Annotated in this window: 26 protein-coding genes; 18 read left to right on the top strand and 8 right to left on the bottom strand. The window is 38.3% G+C overall.

Going from position 1 to position 25,990, the window contains the following annotated elements; genetic code table 11:
• The first annotated feature begins 4 nt into the window (after positions 1-4).
• The 8 genes from secY (at position 5) to J3U37_RS06630 (ending at position 5,536) form a co-directional block, all read left to right on the top strand.
• Complete coding sequence (gene secY / locus J3U37_RS06665; RefSeq protein ID WP_220218640.1) at positions 5-1,345, top strand: preprotein translocase subunit SecY; 1,341 nt, start codon at positions 5-7, stop codon at positions 1,343-1,345.
• Positions 1,346-1,371: 26 nt separating this feature from the next.
• A complete protein-coding gene (rpmJ, locus tag J3U37_RS06660) occupies positions 1,372-1,485 on the top strand; it encodes a 50S ribosomal protein L36 (RefSeq protein WP_025314403.1) in 114 nt (37 codons plus the stop codon).
• A gap of 169 nt (positions 1,486-1,654) precedes the next feature.
• On the top strand, positions 1,655-2,011 hold the full coding sequence (gene rpsM / locus J3U37_RS06655; RefSeq protein WP_220218641.1) for a 30S ribosomal protein S13: 357 nt from the start codon (positions 1,655-1,657) through the stop codon (positions 2,009-2,011).
• Positions 2,012-2,026: 15 nt separating this feature from the next.
• A complete protein-coding gene (gene rpsK, locus J3U37_RS06650; protein ID WP_025314405.1) occupies positions 2,027-2,416 on the top strand; it encodes a 30S ribosomal protein S11 in 390 nt (129 codons plus the stop codon).
• Between the two features lie 43 nt (positions 2,417-2,459).
• Positions 2,460-3,080 (top strand): 30S ribosomal protein S4, encoded by a 621-nt coding sequence (gene rpsD / locus J3U37_RS06645; RefSeq protein ID WP_065577881.1) that lies wholly within the window; start codon positions 2,460-2,462, stop codon positions 3,078-3,080.
• Positions 3,081-3,105: 25 nt separating this feature from the next.
• Entirely contained in the window at positions 3,106-4,095 is a 990-nt protein-coding gene (locus J3U37_RS06640) for a DNA-directed RNA polymerase subunit alpha (RefSeq protein ID WP_220218642.1), read from the top strand.
• A gap of 29 nt (positions 4,096-4,124) precedes the next feature.
• Positions 4,125-4,511 (top strand): 50S ribosomal protein L17, encoded by a 387-nt coding sequence (rplQ, locus tag J3U37_RS06635; protein ID WP_065558593.1) that lies wholly within the window; start codon positions 4,125-4,127, stop codon positions 4,509-4,511.
• 221 nt (positions 4,512-4,732) lie between these two features.
• On the top strand, positions 4,733-5,536 hold the full coding sequence (locus J3U37_RS06630) for a DMT family transporter (protein ID WP_267373929.1): 804 nt from the start codon (positions 4,733-4,735) through the stop codon (positions 5,534-5,536).
• Positions 5,537-5,718: 182 nt separating this feature from the next.
• On the opposite strand, the gene J3U37_RS06625 is transcribed toward J3U37_RS06630, so the two are convergent.
• The 4 genes from J3U37_RS06625 to fabI all read right to left on the bottom strand — a co-directional run bounded on the left by J3U37_RS06625 (position 5,719) and on the right by fabI (position 8,677).
• Positions 5,719-5,922, bottom strand: a complete 204-nt coding sequence (locus J3U37_RS06625) for a SlyX family protein (protein WP_220218644.1) — start codon at positions 5,920-5,922, stop codon at positions 5,719-5,721.
• A 57-nt stretch (positions 5,923-5,979) separates the two neighbouring features.
• The gene (radC, locus tag J3U37_RS06620) at positions 5,980-6,648 is read right to left on the bottom strand and encodes a RadC family protein (RefSeq protein WP_220218645.1); all 669 of its coding nucleotides are present in this window, start codon (positions 6,646-6,648) and stop codon (positions 5,980-5,982) included.
• A gap of 373 nt (positions 6,649-7,021) precedes the next feature.
• Positions 7,022-7,588, bottom strand: a complete 567-nt coding sequence (gene slyD / locus J3U37_RS06615) for a peptidylprolyl isomerase (protein ID WP_267373926.1) — start codon at positions 7,586-7,588, stop codon at positions 7,022-7,024.
• Between the two features lie 300 nt (positions 7,589-7,888).
• Positions 7,889-8,677, bottom strand: coding sequence for an enoyl-ACP reductase FabI (gene fabI / locus J3U37_RS06610; RefSeq protein ID WP_220218647.1), 789 nt, complete (start codon positions 8,675-8,677; stop codon positions 7,889-7,891).
• Between the two features lie 195 nt (positions 8,678-8,872).
• On the opposite strand from fabI, the gene tehB reads away from it, so the two are divergent.
• Positions 8,873-9,733 (top strand): SAM-dependent methyltransferase TehB, encoded by an 861-nt coding sequence (gene tehB / locus J3U37_RS06605; RefSeq protein WP_267373923.1) that lies wholly within the window; start codon positions 8,873-8,875, stop codon positions 9,731-9,733.
• Between the two features lie 48 nt (positions 9,734-9,781).
• On the opposite strand, the gene fmt is transcribed toward tehB, so the two are convergent.
• Both fmt and J3U37_RS06595 read right to left on the bottom strand, forming a co-directional pair.
• The gene (gene fmt, locus J3U37_RS06600; protein ID WP_267373921.1) at positions 9,782-10,738 is read right to left on the bottom strand and encodes a methionyl-tRNA formyltransferase; all 957 of its coding nucleotides are present in this window, start codon (positions 10,736-10,738) and stop codon (positions 9,782-9,784) included.
• 1,679 nt (positions 10,739-12,417) lie between these two features.
• Positions 12,418-14,259: an SLC13 family permease gene (locus J3U37_RS06595; protein ID WP_416379992.1), complete on the bottom strand. Its 1,842-nt coding sequence runs from the start codon at positions 14,257-14,259 to the stop codon at positions 12,418-12,420.
• Between the two features lie 288 nt (positions 14,260-14,547).
• On the opposite strand from J3U37_RS06595, the gene J3U37_RS06590 reads away from it, so the two are divergent.
• Complete coding sequence (locus J3U37_RS06590) at positions 14,548-16,269, top strand: thiamine pyrophosphate-dependent enzyme (protein ID WP_220218651.1); 1,722 nt, start codon at positions 14,548-14,550, stop codon at positions 16,267-16,269.
• 111 nt (positions 16,270-16,380) lie between these two features.
• Here the strand turns inward: J3U37_RS06590 and edd are convergent, their stop codons facing one another.
• Both edd and gntK read right to left on the bottom strand, forming a co-directional pair.
• Positions 16,381-18,186: a phosphogluconate dehydratase gene (gene edd / locus J3U37_RS06585; RefSeq protein WP_267373915.1), complete on the bottom strand. Its 1,806-nt coding sequence runs from the start codon at positions 18,184-18,186 to the stop codon at positions 16,381-16,383.
• A gap of 46 nt (positions 18,187-18,232) precedes the next feature.
• Positions 18,233-18,763: a gluconokinase gene (gene gntK, locus J3U37_RS06580; RefSeq protein ID WP_220218653.1), complete on the bottom strand. Its 531-nt coding sequence runs from the start codon at positions 18,761-18,763 to the stop codon at positions 18,233-18,235.
• 292 nt (positions 18,764-19,055) lie between these two features.
• On the opposite strand from gntK, the gene gatA reads away from it, so the two are divergent.
• The 8 genes from gatA (at position 19,056) to J3U37_RS06540 (ending at position 25,894) form a co-directional block, all read left to right on the top strand.
• The gene (gene gatA / locus J3U37_RS06575) at positions 19,056-19,508 is read left to right on the top strand and encodes a PTS galactitol transporter subunit IIA (RefSeq protein ID WP_267373912.1); all 453 of its coding nucleotides are present in this window, start codon (positions 19,056-19,058) and stop codon (positions 19,506-19,508) included.
• A 17-nt stretch (positions 19,509-19,525) separates the two neighbouring features.
• Positions 19,526-19,810 carry a PTS galactitol transporter subunit IIB gene (gatB, locus tag J3U37_RS06570; RefSeq protein ID WP_065734968.1) on the top strand — a complete coding sequence of 95 codons (285 nt, stop codon included), beginning with the start codon at positions 19,526-19,528 and terminating at the stop codon, positions 19,808-19,810.
• 4 nt (positions 19,811-19,814) lie between these two features.
• Positions 19,815-21,200: a PTS galactitol transporter subunit IIC gene (locus J3U37_RS06565; protein WP_267373910.1), complete on the top strand. Its 1,386-nt coding sequence runs from the start codon at positions 19,815-19,817 to the stop codon at positions 21,198-21,200.
• Positions 21,201-21,296: 96 nt separating this feature from the next.
• Positions 21,297-22,340, top strand: a complete 1,044-nt coding sequence (locus J3U37_RS06560; RefSeq protein WP_267373907.1) for an alcohol dehydrogenase catalytic domain-containing protein — start codon at positions 21,297-21,299, stop codon at positions 22,338-22,340.
• A 93-nt stretch (positions 22,341-22,433) separates the two neighbouring features.
• Positions 22,434-23,207: a DeoR/GlpR family DNA-binding transcription regulator gene (locus J3U37_RS06555; RefSeq protein WP_065734965.1), complete on the top strand. Its 774-nt coding sequence runs from the start codon at positions 22,434-22,436 to the stop codon at positions 23,205-23,207.
• Between the two features lie 203 nt (positions 23,208-23,410).
• Positions 23,411-24,349 (top strand): tagatose-6-phosphate kinase, encoded by a 939-nt coding sequence (gene lacC / locus J3U37_RS06550; RefSeq protein WP_267373904.1) that lies wholly within the window; start codon positions 23,411-23,413, stop codon positions 24,347-24,349.
• Between the two features lie 26 nt (positions 24,350-24,375).
• Positions 24,376-25,230 carry a tagatose bisphosphate family class II aldolase gene (locus tag J3U37_RS06545; protein ID WP_267373902.1) on the top strand — a complete coding sequence of 285 codons (855 nt, stop codon included), beginning with the start codon at positions 24,376-24,378 and terminating at the stop codon, positions 25,228-25,230.
• 1 nt (position 25,231) lies between these two features.
• Positions 25,232-25,894 (top strand): HAD-IA family hydrolase, encoded by a 663-nt coding sequence (locus J3U37_RS06540; protein WP_267373900.1) that lies wholly within the window; start codon positions 25,232-25,234, stop codon positions 25,892-25,894.
• Positions 25,895-25,990 lie beyond the last annotated feature (96 nt).

The following is a 25,990-nucleotide window of genomic DNA, read 5'->3' as shown; positions in this document are numbered from 1 at the left end:
AAAGATGGCAAAGCAACCAGGATTAGATTTTCAAAGTACACGAGGTGGTAGTGGTGAGCTTAAAAGACGTTTAATATTTGTGCTTTTAGCGCTTATTGTTTTTCGTCTTGGTTCTTACATTCCCGTTCCTGGTATTGATACTAAAGCGTTATCGGACTTACTGACACAAGCATCAACTAATGGTATTGTGGGTATGTTCAATATGTTCTCTGGTGGTGCTTTAAGCCGTGCTTCAATCTTTGCTTTAGGGATAATGCCTTATATTTCTGCATCAATTATTGTGCAGTTATTAACAGCAATTAGCCCTAAACTAGCAGAATTGAAGAAAGAAGGTGAATCAGGTCGTAAAAAAATTAGTCAGTATACACGTTATGGCACATTAGCTTTAGCGATTGTACAGGCAGTTGGTATTGCGACTGGTTTACCGAATATTCCAGGTTATGGTCACGTGGTGATCAACCCAGGATTTTCTTTCTATTTTATTGCATCGGTTAGCTTAGTTACTGGCACTATGTTTCTTATGTGGTTAGGTGAGCAGATCACAGAACGAGGTGTAGGTAATGGTATCTCTATCATTATCTTTGCTGGTATTGTGGCAGGTCTTCCTCATGCAATATATGAAACAATTGAACAAGCTCGTTCTGGTTCATTGCATCCGATTTTATTATTAGTGGTCGCAGCGTTAGTGGTTGGTGTGACTTATTTTGTTGTCTTTGTCGAACGTGGTCAACGACGTATCGTTGTTAACTATGCGCAACGTCAACAAGGTCGCCGTGTGTATGCCGCACAAAGTACACATTTACCATTAAAAATTAATATGGCAGGGGTTATTCCTGCAATATTTGCTTCAACAATTGTAATGTTACCATCTATGATGGCTTCTTGGTTCCAAGGAAATGGTGAAGGATGGCGATATATTTTTGTTCTTATTGGACAATATTTTTCCCATGATCAACCGTTATACATTATCTTTTTTGCGGTAGCGATTATCTTCTTCTGTTTCTTCTATACGGCATTGGTTTTCAATCCGAGAGAGACAGCAGATCAATTAAAAAAATCAGGTGCATTCATTCCAGGTATCCGTCCGGGTGAACAAACATCTAAGTATATTGACAAAGTAATGACACGTTTAACGCTAATTGGCGCTATCTACATTACTTTTGTATGTTTGGTACCAATGTTTATGACAAGTGCGATGAAAGTTCCTGTCCAATTCGGTGGAACATCTTTATTAATTGTGGTTGTTGTAATCATGGATTTTATGGCACAAGTACAGACTTTAATGATGCCAAATCGTTATGAGTCAGTGTTAAAGAAAGCGAATCTTAAAGGCTACGGCCGATAAGTTAGCCAGAAGTTACGGAGAAAAACATGAAAGTTCGTGCTTCAGTCAAGAAATTATGCAGAAATTGTAAAATCATCAAACGTAATGGCATTGTTCGTGTTATTTGCGTTGAAGGTAAACATAAACAACGTCAAGGTTAATTTATTTAGCTGTAAAGTTGAACTTTTGCATATTTTACTTGCCAAAGTATAGTAAAGCTGGCTAGAATAGCCAGCCTAAATTTATTTGTAAACCCGCTGTTTGAGTATCCTGAAAACGGGCTTTTCAGTATGGTGGGTTTGCTGAACATTAACAATAAAGGAGTGCATAGTGGCCCGTATAGCAGGCATTAACATTCCTGATCAACAACATACAGTAATTGCGTTACAAGCAATTTATGGTATCGGTAATACTCGCGCTAAGACAATTTGTGCTCAAGCGGGTATTCCTGAACATGTTAAGATCAGAGAACTATCTGAAGATCAGATTGAAAAGTTACGTGAAGAAGTCGCTAAATTCACTGTAGAAGGTGATTTACGTCGTGAAGTAACTATGAGTATCAAGCGTTTATTAGACCTTGGTTGTTATCGTGGCATGCGTCATCGTCGTGGACTTCCAGTCCGTGGTCAACGCACTAAGACTAACGCTCGTACCCGTAAGGGACCGCGTAAGCCAATCAAGAAATAATTGAGGTGATAATAAATGGCAAAGACACCTGTTCGTACACGTAAACGTGTTAAAAAGCAAGTTTCTGATGGTATAGCTCATATTCATGCATCATTTAACAATACAATCGTAACTATTACCGATCGTCAAGGTAATGCGTTGGGTTGGGCAACCGCTGGTGGTTCTGGTTTCCGTGGCTCTCGTAAGTCAACTCCGTTCGCAGCTCAAGTAGCCGCAGAGCGTTGTGCAGAAGCCGTAAAAGACTACGGAATTAAGAATCTGGAAGTTATGGTAAAAGGACCTGGTCCTGGTCGTGAGTCAACAATTCGTGCATTAAATGCTGCGGGTTATCGCATCACTAACATTACTGATGTTACTCCGATTCCTCATAACGGTTGTCGTCCACCAAAGAAACGTCGTGTTTAATTTTTATTAAACATCGAATGTTTAGGATTATTGGAGAAAAAAAATGGCAAGATATTTGGGACCAAAGCTCAAATTAAGTCGTCGTGAAGGTACAGATTTATTCCTTAAGTCTGGCGTCCGAGCGGTTGACAGTAAATGTAAGTTAGAACAAGCTCCTGGACAACATGGTGCGCGTAAACCGCGTTTATCAGATTATGGTGTTCAGTTACGTGAAAAACAAAAAGTTAGACGTATTTATGGAATTTTAGAACGTCAATTCCGTAATTACTATAAAAATGCAGCACGCATTAAAGGCAATACTGGTGAAAACCTACTTGCGCTTTTAGAGCGTCGCTTAGATAACGTTGTTTATCGTATGGGATTCGGTGCAACTCGTGCTGAAGCTCGTCAATTAGTTAGTCATAAAGCTGTTCTTGTTAATGGTCACGTTGTTAACATCGCATCTTATCAAGTTTCACCTGAAGATGTGATTAGTGTTCGTGAAAAATCTAAAAAACAAGCACGTATTAAAGCCGCTTTAGAGTTAGCTGAACAACGTGAAAAACCAACATGGTTAGAAGTTGATGCTAGCAAAATGGAAGGCGTATTCAAACGCTTACCAGAACGTTCAGATTTATCTGCTGACATCAACGAACATTTGATCGTCGAACTTTACTCTAAGTAAAGTTTAGCACTTAAGAGAGGACATAATGCAGGGTTCTGTAACAGAGTTTTTAAAACCTCACCTAGTTGATGTTGTTCAATACAGTCAAACTCACGCCAAAGTGACTTTAGAGCCGCTTGAACGTGGTTTTGGCCATACTTTAGGTAATGCACTACGCCGCATTTTATTATCATCAATGCCTGGATATGCAGTGACCGAAGTTGAAATTGACGGTGTTCTGCATGAGTACAGTACTAAAGAAGGCGTTCAAGAAGATGTACTTGATATTCTGCTTAATTTGAAAAAATTAGCAGTGCGTGTACATAATAAAGATGATGTAATGCTAACCTTAAATAAATCAGGTATTGGTGCAGTAACTGCATCGGATATCACTCATGACGGTGATGTTGAAATTGTTAATCCTGATTTAGTAATTTGTCATCTAACTGATGCAAATGCTTCAATTAGTATGCGTATTCGTGTGCAACGAGGACGTGGTTATGTCCCTGCTTCTGCTCGCGTTAAGTCAGAAGATGAAGAGCGACCAATCGGTCGTTTATTAGTCGATGCATGTTATAGTCCTGTCGAGCGCATTGCGTATTCTGTTGATGCCGCTCGTGTGGAACAACGTACCGATTTAGATAAACTGGTTATCGATATGGAAACCAATGGTACTATCGACCCAGAAGAATCTATTCGTCGCGCATCAACTATTTTGGCTGAACAACTTGAAGCTTTCGTTGATTTACGCGATGTACGTCAACCTGAAGTGAAAGAAGATAAACCGGAATTTGATCCAATCCTTCTACGACCAGTAGATGACTTGGAATTAACTGTTCGGTCTGCTAATTGCTTAAAAGCAGAAGCAGTTCATTATATTGGTGATTTAGTACAACGTACTGAAGTTGAGTTACTTAAAACCCCTAATCTTGGTAAGAAATCACTTACTGAAATTAAGGATGTGCTCGCATCTCGTGGTTTATCTTTAGGCATGCGTCTTGAGAACTGGCCACCAGCAAGTATTGTTGAAGACTAAGATAAAATTTATATAAGAAGGATAAAGTTATGCGCCATCGTAAAAGTGGTCGTCAACTGAACCGAAATAGCAGCCATCGTCAAGCAATGTTTCGTAACATGACAAGTTCACTTGTTGAACATGAAATCATCAAAACTACATTGCCTAAAGCAAAAGAGTTGCGTCGTGTTGTTGAACCGTTAATTACGCTAGCCAAAAGCGATAGCGTAGCTAATCGCCGTTTGGCTTTCGCTCGTATCCGTGATAAAGATACAGTGAAAAAATTATTTTCAGATTTAGGCCCACGTTTTGCTACCCGCCCAGGTGGTTATGTACGTATTTTAAAATGTGGTTTCCGTGACGGAGATAATGCCCCAATGGCTTATATCGAATTAGTTGATCGCCCTGCTGTTGAAGCAGAAGCTACAGCTGAATAAGATATTTAACTGTTGTGCAATAAAACCGGCTTAATTGCCGGTTTTTTATCGGATGTTATATCCACAATGGTAATTGAAGCTATTAATACTTATCCTTTTAATATAATTAATTTTGTTCTTAACTAAATTACTTATAATTCACATAACTTTACCCAAAAATATTTACTCAACCAAATAATCGATTTAACATTACAACTCTGCATGATAAACATGATATTTGTATGATAGATCTCAAACGCAATGGTGAATGGATTTTAGTTCTGGTAACCATGTTAGCGGCATTTGGTTGGGTATGCTCTAAACAAGCTATATTAGCAATGCCACCACTGGCATTTATGGCTATCCGCTTTTTATCCGCTTCCATTCTTTTAATCCCCGTATGTTTCTACACGCATCAAGGTATTGCGTTTACCAATATTCCCAAAGCAGTATTTGCCGGCGTTTTACAAGCGACTAATACTATATTTTGGATTTTAGCAATAAGCCTTGGCGGACAACTTGGTGAAGGCTCTTTTATTATGAGCTTGTCAGTATTAATGGCGCCTATTGTCGGTTGGTTGTTCTTTAAAGAAAAACCTTTATCTATCTTTTGGATTTCGTTACCTGTTGCTGTGATTGGGCTAGCTTTTCTGAGTCTATCCAATGGGTGGCAGACGAATATCAATCAACTGTGGTTTTTTACCTCGGCCTTTGCTCAAGCAATATTTTTTATTTTTAACAGCCGTTTTGTACAAAAAATTGCTATTTTGCCACTCATTACCATTCAACTATTTTGTACCGGTTTTTGCTGTCTGATACTTTCTATCTTGTTTGAAACTTGGCCGACTACCGTCAGTTATATAACTGTTGGCTGGATCATCGGTAGTATATTTGTTGCCACTATTCTACGTTGGGCGTTACAGCTTTTAGGGCAAAAATATGTACCGGTGGGTAATGCCGCAATTATTATGATTTTAGAACCTATTTTACCACCATTGCAGGGATTATCATTTATGATGAGCCAATGTCTTGGACTAAGTGGATAGGTTGCTTGCTTATTCTCATTTCATTGCTAATTTATCGTGGATATGTCTTTATCCGCACCCGTCGTTCAAGCTTATACGATGTAGAACAGCGCTCAGATACATCTAAACCTTAAATTGAACTCATTTCACGATGAGATAAATGCTATTGAGTCAGAAAGCCTATTGGTTGATATGAAGGTCATTTAGTAATGGGGTGGTTTAGTCTCTTCTGACAGACTGGCAATATTTGATGTCTGTGCGGCTTGTAGTTTTTGTGATAATAACGTTAATTGCTCTTTTAACTTACTTATATCAGCTTGAAGATGGGTAACCATTTGATTAAGTTCTTCAATGGTGATCTCTTGAAAGGCAACTTTCGTTTCGAGCAATTCTAATTGTTGATTCATAAAATTTTTCATCAATAAGTGGGAAATATCTGATGACATTGTAAGTAAAAAAGGCGATTAAATCCATCCTCGTTGTGCAAAAGAAACGTATTCACCTTTCCCAATGACAATATGATCGATTACCCGAATATCAATTAACTCACAAGCTTGCCCTACCTTTTTTGTGACAATAAGATCAGCTTGACTTGGCGTGGCTATACCAGCCGGATGATTATGCGCTAAAATGATTGCCGCCGCGTTGTGTTGTAATGCTCGTCTAGCCACTTCACGAGGATGCACTTCAACACAATTATAGGTACCGGTAAACATCTCCTCTGAGGTGATAACGTGATTTTGATTATCTAAAAATATCACCATAAAAACTTCTCGATCTTTATTTGCGAGACGACTTGCTAAATAGTGATGCGTTAATGTTGGCGAAGTCAGCGGATTTTCGTTTGTCATTTTCACTTTAAGATAGCGATGAGATAGTTCAACAACTGCTTGTAACTGTGTATAGGTTGCGGTACCTACCCCATGTTTGTGGCAAAAGTCTTTGTGGCTTGCATTCATGAGGTTATAGAACGAGCCAAATTCATTTAACAGTTTTTGTGATAACTCTAAAACTGGTAATTTACGGGTGCCGGTACGTAAAAATATTGCAAGTAGTTCTGCATCACTTAATATTTCAACACCGTATTTTAATAGCTTTTCACGAGGCATTAATGTTGGAACGGGCACTGACATAGCTAATTATTCCAATGGAAAAATTAAATTATTATTAAAAAAATTAGCTAAATAAAGATTGAATGAAAAGGATGCGATTTATTTCACAAAAAGATTAACAATTTTTCTCTTAACAGCCGTTTTTCTGAATTATTTTTCTGAGTCAATTTCTGAATCGTTCTTCTGAATCATTCTTTTGAATCATTCTTTTGAATCATTCTTCTGAATCATTCTTCTGAATCGTTCTTCTGAATCATTCTTCTGAATCATTCTTCTGAATCATTCTTCTGAATCGTTTTTCTGAGTCGTTCTGCTGAATTGTTCTTCTGAGTCGTTTCTTGAAAATAGAAAAAGCGCCAACAGGCGCTTTAAAATAAACTTTCATTAAGATAAATTAGTGACAACCACACCCGCCGTGACCGTCACAGCCGTCACTCTCTTCATCATCATGATCGTGACCGCCACAACCACAACCACCATGATGATCATGTTCGTGACCGTGAGCACCATGAATGTGACCATGGGCGATCTCTTCTTCTGTTGCTTCACGAATGGCTAACACTTCCACATTAAATTTTAAATCTTGACCGGCTAACATGTGATTACCGTCAATGGTAACGGTATCGCCATCAATTGCAGTAATTTCAACCGGAATAGAGCCATGATCGGTATCGGCAAAAAAGCGCATGCCAACTTCAAGCTCATCAACACCGACAAAGACATCACGGGGAACATTTTGCACCAATGCATCATTAAAATCACCGTAAGCGTTGATAAGCTCAACATCGAATTTATCACCCACTTGATGTCCTTCTAACGCTTTTTCAAAATCCGGTAATAAATTGCCTACGCCATGAAGATATTCTAGTGGGGCAACAGCGGTTGCTTCATCGACTAAAACACCGTCTTTAGTGCGAACTTGGTAAGCTAAACTGACTACTGTATTTTTTGCTATTTTCATTTTTTCTCCAACAAACTTGTATTGAGCAAACAGCTATAGATTTTAACGGAAAATAAAGGATAAGTATTCATAATTTTTTTATATAAAACCGATTAATTAAAATATTTAGGCTGATAAATGATAAGTTATGAATTTACCTAAGTAACCAGATGATAGCGTGTAACCACTCAATTAGTTTTTTGATTAAATTTTGTTTGATGATAACAACTATTATTCTGAATAAAAATCAGAAAATAGACCAACAAAAAAAGGCATCAAGATAATTATTGATGCCTTTTTTTATTTTTTTAATAATGCCTATTATTTAAGTTCTAACTCGTTCATTGCGGCGATGCTAAATCCACCGTCAACATGCACAACTTCACCTGTAATGCCGGATGCTAAGTTTGAACATAAAAATGCCGCTGAATTACCAACATCTTCAATTGTAACAGTTCGACGAATTGGCGTAACTGATTCACAATGAGATAGCATTTTTTTGAAATCTTTAATACCTGATGCAGCAAGGGTACGAATTGGGCCGGCAGAGATAGCATTGACACGAACTCCTTCTGGACCCATAGCGTTTGCCATATAACGTACATTTGCTTCTAAAGATGCTTTAGCAAGACCCATTACATTATAATTAGGAATCGCTCGTTCAGCACCAAGATATGAAAGAGTAACTAACGCTGAACCAGGATTCAACATTGAACGGCATGCTTTAGCCATTGCAACAAAACTATAAGAGCTGATATCGTGAGCGATAGCAAATCCTTCACGTGTTACAGCATTAACATAGTCACCGTCTAACTGATCGCCCGGCGCAAAAGCAATTGCATGCACAAAACCATCAAACTTATCCCAAGTTTTTGCCAGTTCGGTAAATAAATTTGTAATGCTTTCATCATGCGCAACATCACAAGGTAAAACGATTTTTGAACCAAAATCAGCAGCAAACTCTTCTACACGGCTTTTTAATTTATCACTTTGATAAGTAAAGGCTAATTCTGCACCTTCACGATGCATAGCTTGTGCAATACCATAAGCAATAGAACGATTACTTGCAACGCCGGTAACGAGTATGCGTTTACCTGTTAAAAATCCCATAAATTATTCCTCTAATGTTTTCACTTGTATCGTCTAGGATAAGTAACGATTATATGTTGATAAAGCCAACTTCGCTACTATAAATTTATTTTTCGTTAATGGGTTTTTAATTTATTGATTCAAACAATTTATTGTTTAATTAATAAATATCCGACTATAATAGTCAACTATTAATTTTCTATAGGCGGTATCACTTTGAATAATTTAATTTGTTATAAAACATTACCTATCTGGAATGCCGATACATTACCCGAGCTTTTTCGTCAAAAGCATAATACTCAAGTTGGTACGTGGGCGAAATTACAGATTATAAAAGGCAGTATCGAATTTGAAATGCTAACTGAACAAGGTGAGATTATCTCAACCCACTATTTTAGTGTTCAACAGCAACCACCGTTTATTTCACCCCAGCAGTGGCACCGCATTGCGAAAGTATCCGATGATTTACAATGCCAATTGGCATTTTACTGTTTACCCGAAGATTACACGCAAAAAAAATATCAAATGACCAAAACCCATTCTGAGGTCATCGCTGCAACAAAAATCATTCCGGCTGGTAAGGCTTTAGACTTAGGATGTGGCGCCGGTCGCAATTCACTTTATTTGCAGTTACTTGGATTTGATGTGACAGCGGTTGATAAATCAGAGTTGAGCATTGATAACTTACAACAGATTATCAGTCAAGATGACCTGAAACACATTAAAGCAATGGTTTATGATATCAATCAAGCCAATTTACAAGGTGAATATGATTTTATCGTTTCAACGGTTGTTATGATGTTTTTACAACCGGATAGCATTCCGGCGATTATTGAAAATATGCAAAAAATCACCAAATCGGGCGGCTATAATTTAATTGTTAGCGCTATGTCTACGGCTGATTATCCTTGCCCTGTAGGATTTTCTTTTACCTTTAAAGAAGACCAATTACGGCAATATTATCAAGATTGGGAAATATTGAAGTATAACGAAGATGTCGGGCAATTGCATAAAACCGATATTGATGGAAACCGTATTAAATTGCGATTTGCAACATTATTAGCGAAAAAACGATAACAATTACAGGATATATCATCCTGTAATTGCCATATTGATAAGTGACGTTTAGTTGAGCTTTTCGCCAACAGTAAACCACGCTTTGCGAGAGTTTAGCAGATCTTGAGCAGCCATTGGTTTTTTACCGGCTGGCTGTAACAGTGTCATATTTAATGCGCCGTCACTGGTGGCGACGCATATGCCTGTTTTATCCGCTTGTAAAATAGTGCCAGCTGGTTTGTTGTGTGAAGTGGCAATCACTAGAGCTTGCCATACTTTAACCGTCTCGCCGTTAACTTCAAAATAACTGACCGGCCATGGATTAAACGCTCGTATGCAGCGTTCGAGCTGTTGAGCTGATAAATTCCAATCCAGTTTAGCTTCTTGTTTTGATAACTTTTGCGCATAAGTGGCTTGTGATTCATCTTGTTTTTCGGGTTGAATTTTCCCTTCACGGATTAATGTCAAGGTTTCAAGCAACCCTTGCGGACCTAATTTTGCCAACTTATCATATAATGAAGCGCTGGTATCGGTTGCTTCAATCGGGCATGCCAATTTATACAACATATCACCCGTATCAAGCCCGGCATCCATTTGCATAATGGTAATACCTGTTTGGGTATCGCCTGCCCAACAAGCTCGTTGGATAGGTGCCGCGCCACGCCACCTTGGTAACAAAGATCCATGTACATTTAAGCAACCTAATTTTGGCATATTAAGCACCGCTTGTGGCAAAATAAGTCCATAAGCCACAACAATCATAATATCTGCATTAAGCTGTTGTATTAATTTCTGATTTTCTTCGGTTTTCAGTGTTGCCGGTTGATAAACAGCAAGATTATGTTCAATCGCTAATTGTTTTACCGGGCTTGCCGTTAATTTATTTCCTCGACCAGCCGGGCGATCAGGTTGAGTAAAAACCGCTATCACATTGTAGTTAGCCTCAATCAGCGCCTTTAAATGGGTGGCGGCAAATTCCGGTGTTCCGGCAAAAATGATATTAAGTGGTTTAGTGGCATTAGGCATAAGTATCATATCCATCATCGAAAAAATTACAGCGATTATACTGGAAATTTAAGTCAGAATCTTTAATTTAAAAAATAGCTTGATTAACCAGATAAGCCGTTATGGCATAAACTGACTATCATTTTAAAAAACGAAAGATTATCCGTTTTTATACTGAAACGTATACATTTTCTGAAACTTCTTGACAAGATTTTCTGGCTTTATAAAAAGCCAATTTAAATCTTATCTGTTTTAATTAAGCCGTTTAACGGGATTTTTCTTTATCGGTTTTCGTTATGAGATTTCGTCCTTATCGCTTTATAAAAATTAAAGATTATAGTTTTATACTTAAACGTATGCATTTACTGAAACTTCTTGACAAGAATTTTCTGGCTTTATAAAAAGCTAATTTAAGTCTTGTCTGTTTTAATTAAGCCGTTTAACGGGATTGATCTTTGTTGGTTTTTGGTATGAGATTGCATCCTTATCTTTCTTTAACAAAGATTATAGTTTTATACTTAACCGTATACATTTTCTGAAACTTTTTGACAAGAATTTCTGGCTTTATAAAAAGCCAATTTAAGCCTTATCTTTTAATTAAGCTGTTTAATGGGATTGATCTTTGTTGGTTTTTGGTATGAGATTGCATCCTTATCTTTCTTTAACAAAGATTATAGTTTTATACTTAACCGTATACATTTTCTGAAACTTTTTGACAAGAATTTTCTGGCTTTATAAAAAGCTAATTTAAGTCTTATCTGTTTTTATTAAGCCGTTTAACGGAATTTATCTTTGTTGGTTTTTGGTATGAGATTTCGTCCTTATCTTTCTTTAACAAAGATTATAGTTTTATACTTAAACGTATGCATTTTCTGAAACTTCTTGGCAAGAATTTTCTGGCTTTATAAAAAGCTAATTTAAGTCTTGTCTGTTTTAATTAAGCCGTTTAACGGGATTGATCTTTGTTGGTTTTTGGTATGAGATTGCATCCTTATCTTTCTTTAACAAAGATTATAGTTTTATACTTAAACGTATACATTTTCTGAAACTTCTTGACAAGAATTTCTGGCTTTATAAAAAGCTAATTTAAGTCTTACTTGTTTTAGTCAAGCCGTTGAACGGAATTTATCTTTGTTAGTTTTCGGTATGAGATTGCATCCTTATCTTTTTTAAAATTAAAGATTATATTTTTTACTTAAACGTATATATTTTCTGAAACTTCTTGACAAGAATTTCTGACTTTGTAAAAAGCCAATTTAAGTCTTATCTGTTTTAATTAAGCTGTTTAACGGGACTGATCTTTGTTAGTTTTGGTATGAGATTTCGTCCTATCGCTTTATAAAAATTAAAGATTATATTTTTTACTTAAACGTATACATTTTCTGAAACTTCTTGACAAGAATTTCTGGCTTTATAAAAAGCTAATTTAAGTTTTACTTGTTTTAATCAAGCCGTTGAACGGAATTTATCTTTGTTAGTTTTCGGTATGAGATTGCATCCTTATCTCTTTTTAAAAAAGATTATAGTTTTATACTTAAACGTATATATTTTCTGAAACTTCTTGACAAGATTTTTTTATTTTATAAAAGCCAACTGGCGCCAAAGCTTGGTTAGATTGGTTTAACTTTCAGCGCTCGTTGATGATATGTGCCTTAAGCCGTTCCCAAACAGGGGGATTTTAAGCAAAATCCCCAATGAGACTAAAACGGGAAGAATACCGGTACTAAAGCAATATTGACCGCCATGACTAAGAAAGTTAACGGTACGCCCACTTTAACAAAGTCGCCAAAACTGTATCCACCAGGGGCGACAACCATTGTTTTGATTGGCGAGGAGACCGGTGTAATAAATGATGCTGATGTTGCTATCGCAACTGTCATGGCAAATGGATAAGGCGAGTAACCAAATTTTATAGCCAGATCAATGGCGATAGGCGCAATTAAAATGGCGGTTGCTGTGTTGGAGATAAATAATCCGACTGTTGAACACAGTAAGAAGATAAATGTCAGCACCATATAAGGGCCAAACGATTTTAGGTGAATCTCTAACCATGCTGATATAAGTGATATACCACCGGTTTTATTTAACGCGACGGCAAAAGGCATCATACCGATGATTAAAATCAGTGTTGGCCAGTGTATGGATTTATAGGCATTGGCCATATCAATACAGCGAGTTGCGCCCATTAATAAACATGCAATTAGCGCAGCAACCACATTTGGCACAATGCCGGTCACCATTAATATGATCATAATCGCCAGATTGATTAAAGCCGCATAAGCTTGTGAACTGGCTGGCGCAACATCATCAATATCAGAAGGGTAATCCAATACAACAAAATCGCTGGTACGAGTTTGCAGTTTTTGAATTGATCCCCAATCACCACACACCAATAAGGTGTCGCTCATTTCTAAGCGTTCCTGAAATAAGTTGTTGGTTTCAACCGGTGCATGGTTGCGCCAAATACCGATAACGGTGAGAAAATATTTTCCTCTAAAATCAATTTCGTTAAGGGTTTTGCCGCACAGTGATGATTCAGGTAACAGTGCCACTTCAGCCATGCCGACCTCTTTAACCTGTTCGGAAAAGTATTCACCGCGTAAAACTTTAGGCTCAAGATTATTGGTGTTTAAAAATGTTCGGTAATCGGCTTCAGAGTGTGACATATCGAGTAATAAAATATCGTTTTCGCGAAATTCGGTCGATCCGTTAACCGGAATTAAGACCTTTTGAAATTTTCGCCAACGCTCAACCCCAATCACATTGACCCCATGCTCACTACGCAAATGGAGTCCGTCAATTGTGCGACCAACAAAAGGCGAGCCGGCTAATATTTGCGCCCGATGTGCCCGGCCAATTAATTTGTAATCTCGAATTAAATCGGTAATTCTTCGTCTTTGTGGTTGGGTATTAGTTGGGATCACTTGTTCTGAGGTGAGTAACCAATTTCGGGTCAATAAACAGTAAATCACTCCGACGACTAAAACACCTAAACCGATAGGGGTGATTGAGAAAAAGCCAAATTCCGTTAAATTTGCCCGGCTCAGTTCACTATTGACCACCAAATTAGGTGCAGTCGCTACCAGCGTCATCATGCCACTAATTAAGGCGGCAATACATAATGGCATCATTAATTTTTTAACATGGATGCCGGTATGATTGGCAATACTAATTGCAACCGGAATAAAAATCGCCACAACGCCTGTTGAGCTCATTATTGACCCAAGTAACGCAGCGCCCAGCATAATAAAGGTAATAATCCGAATATCATTTTTACCGGATACTTTTAAAATATATTCGCTCATTTTAAAAGATATGCCCGTTCGAACAAGGCTTTCACCAATAACAAACAGTAATGCAATTAAAATAATATTGGGGTCACTAAAGCCGGATAAGGCTTCGGCAGGCGTTAATACACCAGTTGTTGTGATAGCGGCAATAGTCAATAATGCAATTATATCCATTCTCAGTTTACTAAATGAAAACATCAAAATGGCAATAAATAGCAAAAGACAAACAGTGATTAATGGGTAATATTCGATGATATAATTAGGCAAAAATGCAGTGATAGATGTTAAAAAATTTTGCCCGGATGACAAATGTTCCACGAAAAGTAGCTCTATAATGTCGAATGGATTTTAGACATAATACCTTGATTTATTGTAATAGGGAATATACCTCAATAAAGTTTATGATGTTTTAATTAGCAAAATAATGACATTTTTAACATTTTTTGCTTTTTTTCATTTCTCCTATTTGCTTTGGTTAAAGTTGGGTATAATTTAATCAATTTGAGTCATCCCATTAATAAGTCATCTTTAGGAGACAATATGTCATCAAAAAAAACAGTAGCCCAAATTATCGTTGATGTGCTTACTGAAGCAGGGGTTAAAAATTGCTATGGTATTGTGGGTGATACATTAAACCAAATTACTAATGCGATTAAAAAAAGTGATATTCAGTGGGTACATGTTCGGCATGAAGAGGTTGGTGCTTTTGCGGCGGGGGCAGAGGCTTATTTAACCGATCAAATCACTGCCTGTGCCGGTTCATGTGGTCCGGGGAGTTTACATTTTATCAATGGCATTTACGAAGCTCAGCGTAACAAAGTGCCGGTAATTTTATTAGCCAGCCAACTGGTCACATCCCAGCAAAATAACGATTTTCCGCAGGAAGTTGACTTTGAGGCGGTTTATAAAAATTGTTCGGTATTTTGTCAGGAAATTAGTGATCCAACTCAAGCAAGACAAATCACCACTGCGGCCATTCAAGCGGCGATTAATCAACGTGGGGTGGCTGTTTTAGTTATTCCGTATAATATTAGTTTAGAAAAAGTGGAAGATAACAGCGGGCATAAGATCTACCACCCTAAACCGATTATTCGCCCGTCAGATAGAGAGCTTGCGCAAATTGCGGAAGTGTTGAACAAACATGATAAAGTTGCGATCTTCGCCGGACAAGGTGTGCATGAAGCGCATGATGAGCTTATTGGGCTGGCAGAAAAATTAAAATCGCCGATTATACATACCTCAAGAGCGAAAGATTTTGTCGAATATAACAACCCGTATAATGTCGGTATGACAGGTATGTTTGGCGTTGAGTCAGGTGCAACAGCGATTAAAGAGTGTGATGTACTTTTAATGATAGGGGTTGATTTTGCCTGGTCACAATTTTATCCCGATAATGCAATACTCATTCAAGTTGATATTGATGCAACACATCTTGGTCGCCGTCATCCGGTAAATATTGGGGTGGTTGGTAGCAGTCAACCAACGTTAGCGGCCTTAACGCCTTTAATCGATGAAAAACACGATGCGGCATTTTTAGAAAGATGCCGTGAGTTATATGTAAAATCGATGGCGAAATTAAATAAAAAATCGATTGCGTCAAAATCGACCATACATCCTCAATATTTAACTGAATTAGTTGATAAATATGCTTCTGATGATGCGGTACTATGCGCTGATGTCGGATCGCCAATGGTTTGGGCTAGCCGACATTTTAATACCAATGGTAAAAGGCGCACGGTGATTAGCTTGAAACATGGCACCATGGCCAATGCGATGCCGCAGGCTTTAGGGGTACAAAAAGCGTTTCCTAATCGTCAAGTTATCACCTTATCCGGCGACGGCGGGATTAGTATGTTAATGGGCGATCTGTTAACCACCATTCAAGAAAATCTACCGATTAAAGTTATTGTATTAAATAATGGTTCCCTTAATTTTGTTGAACTGGAACAAAAATCCGAAGGGCTGGTTGACCACTATACTGATTTGAAAAATCCCGACTTTGCTAAAGTGGCCGCTGCCATGGGCTTATTCTCGATTAGTGTTGATCGTTCTGATTTATTAGAAGCGGCGGTGCAATCATTCTTATCGCATCCAGGGCCGGCGCTATTAGATGTTAAAACCAGCGCCAATGAATTAGTTATGCCACCAGAGATCAAAGCCTCACAAGTTATGGGTATGGCGCTTTACAGTGTCAAAGCTTCATTGAGTGGTAAAATGGGGGATGTGGTGCACTTATTGGTCGATAATTTCATTAAAAAATAACGTTTAAGATTCTATTATCGCTAATTTTGATTAACCATTATTGCTGTTAGTGATGTTCAGTCGCAACCTTGAAAAAAAGACTCTGCCGCTTTATGCGGCAGAATAATTGCTTTAAAAGCTAACAGCGCCTTGTTCAGCTGAGGTTAAATTTTCACGAAGAACAGTAAATAGCTCCCGCCCATAACCTTGATGAGAATCACGCAAATCAAATGGATCAGGTTGCCGCTTAGCAAGCTCGGCTTCATCGACCAGTAGCGTAAGCTCACCGGTTAGCCCATTGACTCGAATCTTGTCGCCCGGTTGCACTTTACTTAACATTCCACCGTCATAAGCTTCCGGCGTTACATGGATTGCTGCTGGGACTTTACCGGAAGCGCCGGATAATCGACCGTCGGTGACCAGTGCCACTTTATAACCCCGATCTTGCAGTACACCAAGCGGGGTGATCAGTTTGTGCAGTTCCGGCATACCAATGGCTTTGGGTCCTTGAAAGCGCACTACAACGACACAATCTTTATTTAACTTTCCGGCTTTATACTGCGCATCTAAATCATATTGGCTGTTAAAAATAACCGCAGGTGCTTCAATAATTTGATGCTCAGCGGCAACCGCTGACGTTTTCATAATTGCTCGTCCTAGATTACCGGACAGCACTTTTAAGCCACCATGCGAGTGGAACGGTTTTTTAATGGAGGCAATCACTGATTCATCTAATGATTGCGTTAGTCCTTCACGAAATACCAGTTTGCCATTTTCTAAAATTGGCTCTTTGGTATACCGGCTAAGACCACGGCCGACTACTGTTTCAACATCTTCATGGAGTAAACCGCCAGCTAATAGCTCTCTAACTAATAATGCCGTGCCGCCCGCTGCTTGAAAATAATTGATATCGGCCGGCCCGTTTGGATAGATACGGCAAAGTAATGGAACGACCGTTGATAGATCGGAGATATCATCCCAATTAATCATAATCCCAGCCGCTTTTGCCATAGCGACAATATGCATGGTTAAATTGGTCGAGCCACCGGTGGCTAATAGCGCAACTAAGCCATTAACAATCACTTTTTCATCAACCATTTTACCAACAGGCAGATAGTGACCGGATTGGTGAGTAAGGCGAGTTATCTGTTTAGCAGCGGCGTTAGTCAGCTCCGTTCTTAATGCCATTTGAGGATGAACAAATGCCGCCCCCGGCAAATGTAATCCCATTAACTCAATAACCATTTGATTACTATTGGCTGTGCCATAAAAGGTACATGTGCCACTGGTATGATAAGAGGCTGACTCAGATTCTAACAGATCTTCACGCGATGCTTTCCCTTCCGAATAAAGCTGACGAATGCGAACTTTTTCTTTATTTGATAGTCCTGACGGCATCGGTCCGGCTGGAATAAAAATTGCCGGTAAGTGACCAAATGTTAAAGCCCCAACCAATAAACCTGGTACGATTTTATCGCAGATCCCTAAATACAATGCTCCGTCAAACATGTTATGTGACAGCCCGACAGCAACCGACATGGCAATCACATCTCGACTCATTAAAGACAGTTCCATGCCCGGTTCGCCTTGCGTTACCCCATCACACATAGCCGGCACACCCCCAGCCATTTGCCCAACTGCGCCGGCTTGGTGCAGTGCTTTACGTATTTGCTCCGGATAAAACTCATAGGGTTTATGTGCTGAGAGCATATCGTTATAGGCACTAATAATACCAATATTACTTTTTAAAATATTTTTTAAATCGTTTTTTTCATCCGCACAGCAGGCGGCAAAACCATGCGCCAGATTGCTACATGGCAATTTGGCTCTGTTTACGTTATGTTGCATCGCCTGCTCAATTTTTTGCAAATAAGCTTCACGAGAAGCTTTCGATCGTTCAATAATACGTTGTGTTACAGCTTCAACGGTAGGATTCACATTAACCTCTTGGACTATCTTTATTCTTGTTATTAATTTTTATATGTTACTGACCTTGGCAAATTGAACAAATCACTTGTTCAGTATCGTTAACCACCCCGTCTAATGATTGTTCGATATTGACTGTGTAAACATCTTTCTCATCTTGATCGGGCTCTTCGAGCGTATCAAATTGTGATTGCAACATGCCGGCTTTTTGATAATGCCCTTTACGCTCAGCAAGTCGCTTAGCAATCACATCAAAACTGCCTTTTAGATAGATAAAATGAACATTTTCATTTTCGCCACGAATAATGTCCCGATATTGTCGTTTCAAGGATGAACAGATAATTAACGACACATCATTAACATTACTCATCGCAAAGGCGGCATTACTGATTAGTTCAAGCCATGGCATACGGTCTTGATCATTTAACGGCGTACCGCTGCGCATTTTTAAGATATTGGCTTTCGGATGTAAAAAATCACCGTCTAAAAAAGCGGCGTCAAGATTATAGGCTACTTGTTTGGCAACTGCGGATTTACCACTACCCGATACCCCCATTAAAACAAAAACATGTTTATTATTTTTCGTCATTACTTGTCCTTAATTTGCCCCATGTTGTTACGGGTAACATTTTGACATTTTAATCCGTTATTGCAATTCAAAAAAGTTGATTTTGTGATCTGGATCATACTTTGTTTTGGGTAAAGGTTTTTATCCCGATTTGGGATCTTAACTTTATTTTAAAAAATAGATTTCGATCACAAAAATATAAAATCCTATTTGTTTTTTATTTCGAAAGTATTTAATCTTTCGATATTGTTTTTGTTTTCGAAAGTAATAACCTAAAACGTAATATCAAAAAGATAAAAAATGGAGAGTAAATATGAATAAATGTCAGCTTCTTTTCGAAGACAATCTTAAATTTGACAATGAGTTAGCCTTACTGACTTATTTAAGTCAACAGTTACAAGAAAAAGGGATTGTCAAACAGAGCCATTTGAAAGCTTTACTTGATCGGGAAGCATTATATCCAACCGGTATTTTGCTCGATGGCTATGCAGTGGCGATTCCACATTGTGAAGCTGAGCATGCTAACAGTCCTGCGATTTTTATTCTTCGCACCCAATCTCCGGTTTCATTTCAACGTGCAGATGACGATGGCACCGTTGATGTTTCATTGATTATTTCATTGGTAGTGACTTCACCGGCTGATCAACTATCACTGTTAAAAGCACTTTTTACCCATTTACAAGATAAAGAATTTTATCACTTTTTATTAAATCGCTCGCAAGAAGAAGTGGCTGAACGTTTTAATGAAGTGATATTTAATCAATAAGTTGTTTAGGAGGCATTATGAAAAAAAAGATTATTGTTGCATGTGGTGGCGCTGTTGCGACGTCAACTTTAGCAGCAGAAGAGATAAAAGAGCTATGTAATGAAAATAATATTGAGCTCGATTTAGTGCAGTGTCGTATTAATGAAATTAATACCTTTATTGATGATGTCGACCTGATCTGTACGACGGCAAAAATGGATCAAACATTTGGCGATATTCCGATTGTGCATGGTATGCCTTTTGTGTCTGGCGTTGGAATTGAGCAGTTAAAAGCAAAAATATTGTCTATTTTAAAAGGATGAACCTATGTTTACTGAAATTATGCAGTACATCTTAGATTTGGGACCGTCTGTAATGCTACCCATTGTGATTATTCTGTTTTCACTTTCGCTAAGAATGAAAATTGGTGATGCATTAAAAGCTGGGATTCATATTGGGATTGGCTTTGTCGGTATTGGTTTGGTGGTTGGCTTATTAACCAGCTCAGTTGGGCCGGCAGCTCAAGCTATGGCAGAAAGATTTGATATCAGTTTGAATGTTGTCGATGTTGGTTGGCCTGGTGCTGCCCCTATGACGTGGGCATCGCAAATTGCGCTAGTTGCCATTCCCATTGCCATTGCAGTAAACATTGCCATGTTACTTTTAAGATTAACCCGTGTTGTTAATGTTGATATTTGGAACATTTGGCATATGACCTTCAGCGGGGCGCTGGTTTATATTGCAACCGGCTCTTACTGGCTAGGTATTGCTGGCGTGATTGTACATGCAATTATCGCTTATAAATTGGGGGATTGGTTTGCTAAAGATACCAAAGATTTTTTTGAGCTTGACGGCATTGCTGTGCCACATGGTACGTCGGCTTATTGTGGACCGATAGCGGTATTTGTCGATACGGTGATTGAAAAAATACCCGGCATTAGAAAGATTAATTTCAATGCGGTCGATATGCAAAAAAGATTTGGCGCATTTGGTGAGCCCGTCACAGTTGGTTTATTTATGGGTATTTTATTAGGCGTATTAGCCGGTTATGGGGTGAAACAGACTTTACAACTTGCGATTCAAACCGCAGCGGTCATGCTATTAATGCCAAGAGTGATTAAACCTATTATGGACGGTTTAACCCCAATATCTAAACAAGCGCGTAAACATCTGCAATCAAAATTTGGTGGGCAAAACTTCCTTATCGGCTTAGATCCGGCACTATTATTGGGTCATTCAACCGTTGTTTCTGCCAGCTTAATTTTTATCCCATTAAGTATTTTTATTGCCATTGTGCTGCCCGGTAATGAAGTGCTTCCTTTTGGTGACTTAGCAACTATCGGCTTTTTTATCGCAATGGGTGTGGCGATTCATCAAGGCAATCTGTTTAGGATTATTATTTCCGGTTCAATCATTATTGCTATTACCTTATGGATTGCCACGCAAATGGTGCCATTAACCACTCAGCTTGCCGTCAATGCCGGTACCATTACTGCCGGTAATGGCATCTCGGTTGGCGCAATGGATCAAGGTGGTTCGCCAATTACCTATATCTTAGTTCAACTGGTTAATTTAAAACAACCGATCGGGTTTGCCTGCATTGGTCTCTTTTACCTGTTTTGCCTATTTTTGACCTGGCAACGCGCGCAAAAATACAAATTGTTATTAAAACAGCAACAGGTAGAAAGTGCTAATGGCGCGAACAAATCATAAAAATAGTAATTTTTAAAATCCAATTAGCAACGTTCACTGTCAAACCAGTGAACGTTAAAACAGCAACCTATTTAATTATTAACATAGGAAAATAATATGAAAGCAGTCGTTGTTAATGATGAGGGGACTTTATCTGTAGAAGATATTGAGATGCCCAAAATCACTTCACCAGATCAAATTCTGGTGAAAGTGGCGTATTGTGGGTTATGCGGTTCTGATATTCCACGTATTTTTCATCATGGTGCACATTTTTACCCAATCACACTTGGTCATGAATTTAGTGGCACGGTTGTCGAAATGGGCAGCGATGTGACAGAGTTTGAGATTGGTGATCTGATCTCTTGTGTACCTTTATTGCCTTGTTTTAAATGTGATGAGTGTCAAAAACATTACTATTCACTTTGTAAACACTACACCTTCGTTGGTTCAAGAATTACCGGCGGATTGGCACAGTATATCGTCATAAATAAGAAAAATGCCTTTAAGTTACCGAAAAGTGTTAGCCCTATTGAAGGGGCATTTTTTGAGCCAATGACTGTTGGGATGCATGCACTATTATTGGCTGACGGTTGTCAAAATAAAAATGTAGTGATTGTTGGCGGCGGTACCATTGGTTTGCTTGCTATGCAGTGTGCCAAAGCGATGGGCGCTAAATTTGTTGCGGTATTAGATATTAATCAAGAGCGCTTAGATCTGGCTAAAAAACTAGGTGCTGATGCGGTTTATCACTCAAAAAATATGACAGCTTCGGCGATCTATGAAGCACTGATGCCACATCGATTTGATCAGGTGGTATTAGAAACCGCCGGCACACCAGCGACAGTAAGCTTAGCCATTGAAATAGCTGGCGCTAGAGCCAAAGTCGGTTTGATTGGCACATTGCATCATGATGTGACCCTTTCAGAAAAAACGTTCGGAATGATTTTACGCAAAGAGCTTGAGATTTTAGGTAGCTGGATGAATTACTCTGCACCATGGCCTGGCAAAGAGTGGCAACTCGTTAGTCAGTTTTTTGTTGACGGTAAAATCAGGTTAGATGAGCTAATTGCAGGGGTGGGTGATTTTAATGAATTTACTCAACAAGTTAGTGCATTAAACGGTCATCCAATGAACGGTAAAATTTTATTAAATTGCATTTAATTATCTGATTTAGATCAGCTATTAAAAATGAGCGCTTATCTTTTGATTTTGTTTGTTATACACTGCTGAAGAATTTTCGAAAAAGGAAATATTATGAATGCAAGTGAAAGACGTCAACAAATAGTCGAACTTATTAATGCGAAAGGAACTGTTTTGGTTAGTGATTTATCAGGACAATATGATGTTTCGGAAGTGACAATCAGAACAGATCTTCGTTTGCTGGAAAAACAAGGTGTTTTGACTCGATTCCATGGCGGGGCAACCAAAATCATGAGTAAAGGCGATTTAAAATCATTTAAAGAATTGCAATTAGAAGAACGTTATCAGCGTTTTATAGAGGCTAAAAAACGTATTGCAATTGAAGCAGTTAAACATGTCAAAGAGGGTGATACCATTATTTTAGATAGTGGTAGTACTACAATGTTGATAGCTGAAGAGTTAGTAAAACTCAAGCATATCACTGTCATTACCAACAGCCTTACTTCTGCATTTATTTTGTCGGACAACAGTGACATTATGTTATTTATGTGTGGTGGTACGCTGAGGCATAAGACTCGTTCTTTTCATGGAAAAATTGCTGAGCAATCGTTAGACGGCATTTCTGCTGATATTTTGTTTGTTGGTGCAGATGGAATAGATGCAAAAAGAGGAATAACAACGTTTAACGAAGGCTACACTATCAGTAGTGTGATGGCTAATGCGGCAAGGCAGGTTATTGCAGTTTTAGATTCATCAAAATTTGGACGAAATGGCATTAATATCGTATTACCACTTAATAAACTAAGTACCATTATTACCGATACTGATGTCGATAACAGTTATAAACAACAATTTGAAGAAAAAGGCATTGATTTTATAGCTGTTTAAATTCTGACTGGTGATTGTGTATCTTTTTGAATAAAGCTTAAAAGATTTTTTAGCTAAATAGTTGATTTTATATAGTTAACGTAATAATGACAATGGATTGTTGTTGGCTATTTTGTTGATTAATATTATTAAACTAATTTAATTGTTTAAGCTTGTTATTTCTCCCAACGATATGATTTTGCAATCAATATGTAGGCGAGAATATGATATTAACAATTACCATGAATCCTTCTGTGGATATCTCTTATCCACTTAATACACTCCATATTAATGACATTAATCGTGTTACAAATGTTAAAAAAACCGCCGGTGGTAAAGGGCTAAATGTCACACGAGGTGTGAAGTTTTCCGGCATCGAGGTGTTAGCTTCCGGTATTGTTGGTGGTACAACAGGAGAATATATACAAAAACAGTTAGATAGTGACAATATCCACTACCATTTTTATGTTACCAAGCATGAATCACGAAATTGTATTGCAATACTACATGAAGGCAATCAAACCGAAATTCTCGAATCCGGGCCAACACTCGGACAAAAAGAGGTGGAAGCCTTTTTAGCGCACTATCAAACGTTAATGGACAAAGCCAAAGTGATGACCATTTCCGGATCGCTGCCACAAGGTTTTCCGGTTGATTTTTATGCCACATTAATTCAAATCGCCAATAAAAAGGGCATTCCTATTTTGCTAGATTCCTCCGGCAAGATGTTATTAGCTACGCTGGTGTCTGAACATAAACCTTACTTAATTAAGCCGAATAAAGATGAATTACAACAAATAATTCAAATGGATATTGATGTAAATGATACGGCTTCATTGATTAAGGCGGTTGATCATCCACTGCTAAATGCAATCCCTTACATCATTATTTCACTGGGTAAAAATGGTGCTTTTGCGCGTTGTCATCAGCAATATTATCAAGTTTCAATCCCTAAAATTAATGTTGTCAATCCGGTTGGATCTGGCGATGTAACGTTAGCGGGACTTGCGGTAAGTATCCATGAAAACGAATCGATAGAAACCATGCTCAAACGGGCGATGACAATGGGCATGTTAAATGCCATGGAATCGCAAACCGGGTTTGTGAATATGCACAATTATGATGATTATTTTCAACAAGTTATTGTTAACCAAATTTATTAAATATCAAGATTAATTCAGGAGTTATTATGTATCTTATTTCAAGTCAAGAGATGTTAAAAAAAGCGCAACGTGAAAATTATGCTGTTCCGGCATTTAATATTCATAACCTTGAAACAATTCAAGTTGTGATTGATACCGCAAAACAGTTGCAGTCGCCGGTTATATTAGCCGCCACCCCCGGCACTTATCGTTATGCCGGCACAGAGTATTTAATCAATATTTGTAAAACAGCAGCCCAAATTAAGCATTTCCCGTTTGCTTTGCATCTTGATCACCATGAAGATGTCGATGATATCCAAGCCAAAATTGCCGGCGGCATTCGCTCAATTATGATCGATGCTTCACATCATCCCTTTGAAGAAAATATTGACATTGTGCGTAAAATGGTCGAATTTAGTCATAAATTTAATGCCAGTGTTGAAGCTGAATTAGGGCGTCTGGGCGGGCAAGAAGACGATCTTATCGTGGATGATAAAGACAGTGCCTTTACCGATCCGGATGCGGCAAGGGAATATGTCGAGCGAACAGGCATCGATTCTTTAGCGGTGGCAATTGGATCGGCTCATGGTATGTATAAAGGTGAGCCTAAATTGGATTTTGATCGATTAGCCAAAATACGCGATAAAGTTGCGATTCCATTGGTGTTGCATGGCGCTTCGGGAATACCTGAAGCAATGGTGAAAAAATCGATTTCATTAGGTATCTGTAAAGTGAATGTGGCAACTGAATTAAAAATTGCTTTTTCAGATGCGTTGAAACAATACTTTCAAGCGCAACCGGATGCTAACGACCCAAGGCACTACATGCAACCAGCTAAACTGGCAATGGCGAAAATTGTGGAAGATAAAATCCGTATTTGTGGAAGTGCAGGTAAATTATAATATGAAAGCTAAAGGTATTTTGTTTGATTTAGATGGAACTTTGGTGAACTCTCTACCGGCAGTTGAACGCTGCTGGTTGAAATTTGCTCAGCGGCATCATTTAGATGCCACTCAGGTATTAACAACCATTCATGGGCGTAAAGCTATCGATAATATTAAGCTGTTTTTACCTGATCAGCCCGCTAGTTTGATTGAGCAAGAATATCATTGGATGGAGCAATTAGAGTCAAATGATGTACAAGGGATTGATGAAATACCGGGCGCAAGCGATTTTCTGCAGCTATTATCATCAATGAATATCCCTTGGGGGATTGTTACTTCCGGCACTAAAATTGTGGCTGAAGCAAGATTTAGTTTGCTACAGGTTACCAAACCGGCGGTATTTATCACCGGCGAAATGGTGGTTAACACCAAACCAGCGCCGGACGGCTATTTGCAAGGCGCAAAACTATTAGGTTTAGCTGCCAGTTCGTGTATTGTTTTTGAAGATTCCGCTGCGGGCATTGAGTCAGCAAATAAGGCTAATTGTCAGGTGATTGGTGTTAATACGTCTAATTTGATTAATCATCATGCCCAGCTAAATATCGATAACTTTAATGATCTGATTGTTGAAAAAATCATAGGTAGCGATCAATTCATTATTAATAAAAAAACGTTTTGCTAATAAGATAATCCCCGGCGGTGTTACCTGCTTTTGCTCCACACAAGCGCAATTGATTTAACCGTCTTTAGATTGAAAGTATACGAAAGATTGAAAGTA

Origin of the sequence: Gilliamella sp. B3172 (assembly GCF_026536465.1) — a bacterium.
Classification (GTDB): Bacteria; Pseudomonadota; Gammaproteobacteria; order Enterobacterales; family Orbaceae; genus Gilliamella.
This window is presented reverse-complemented; position numbering and strand designations above follow the sequence as displayed.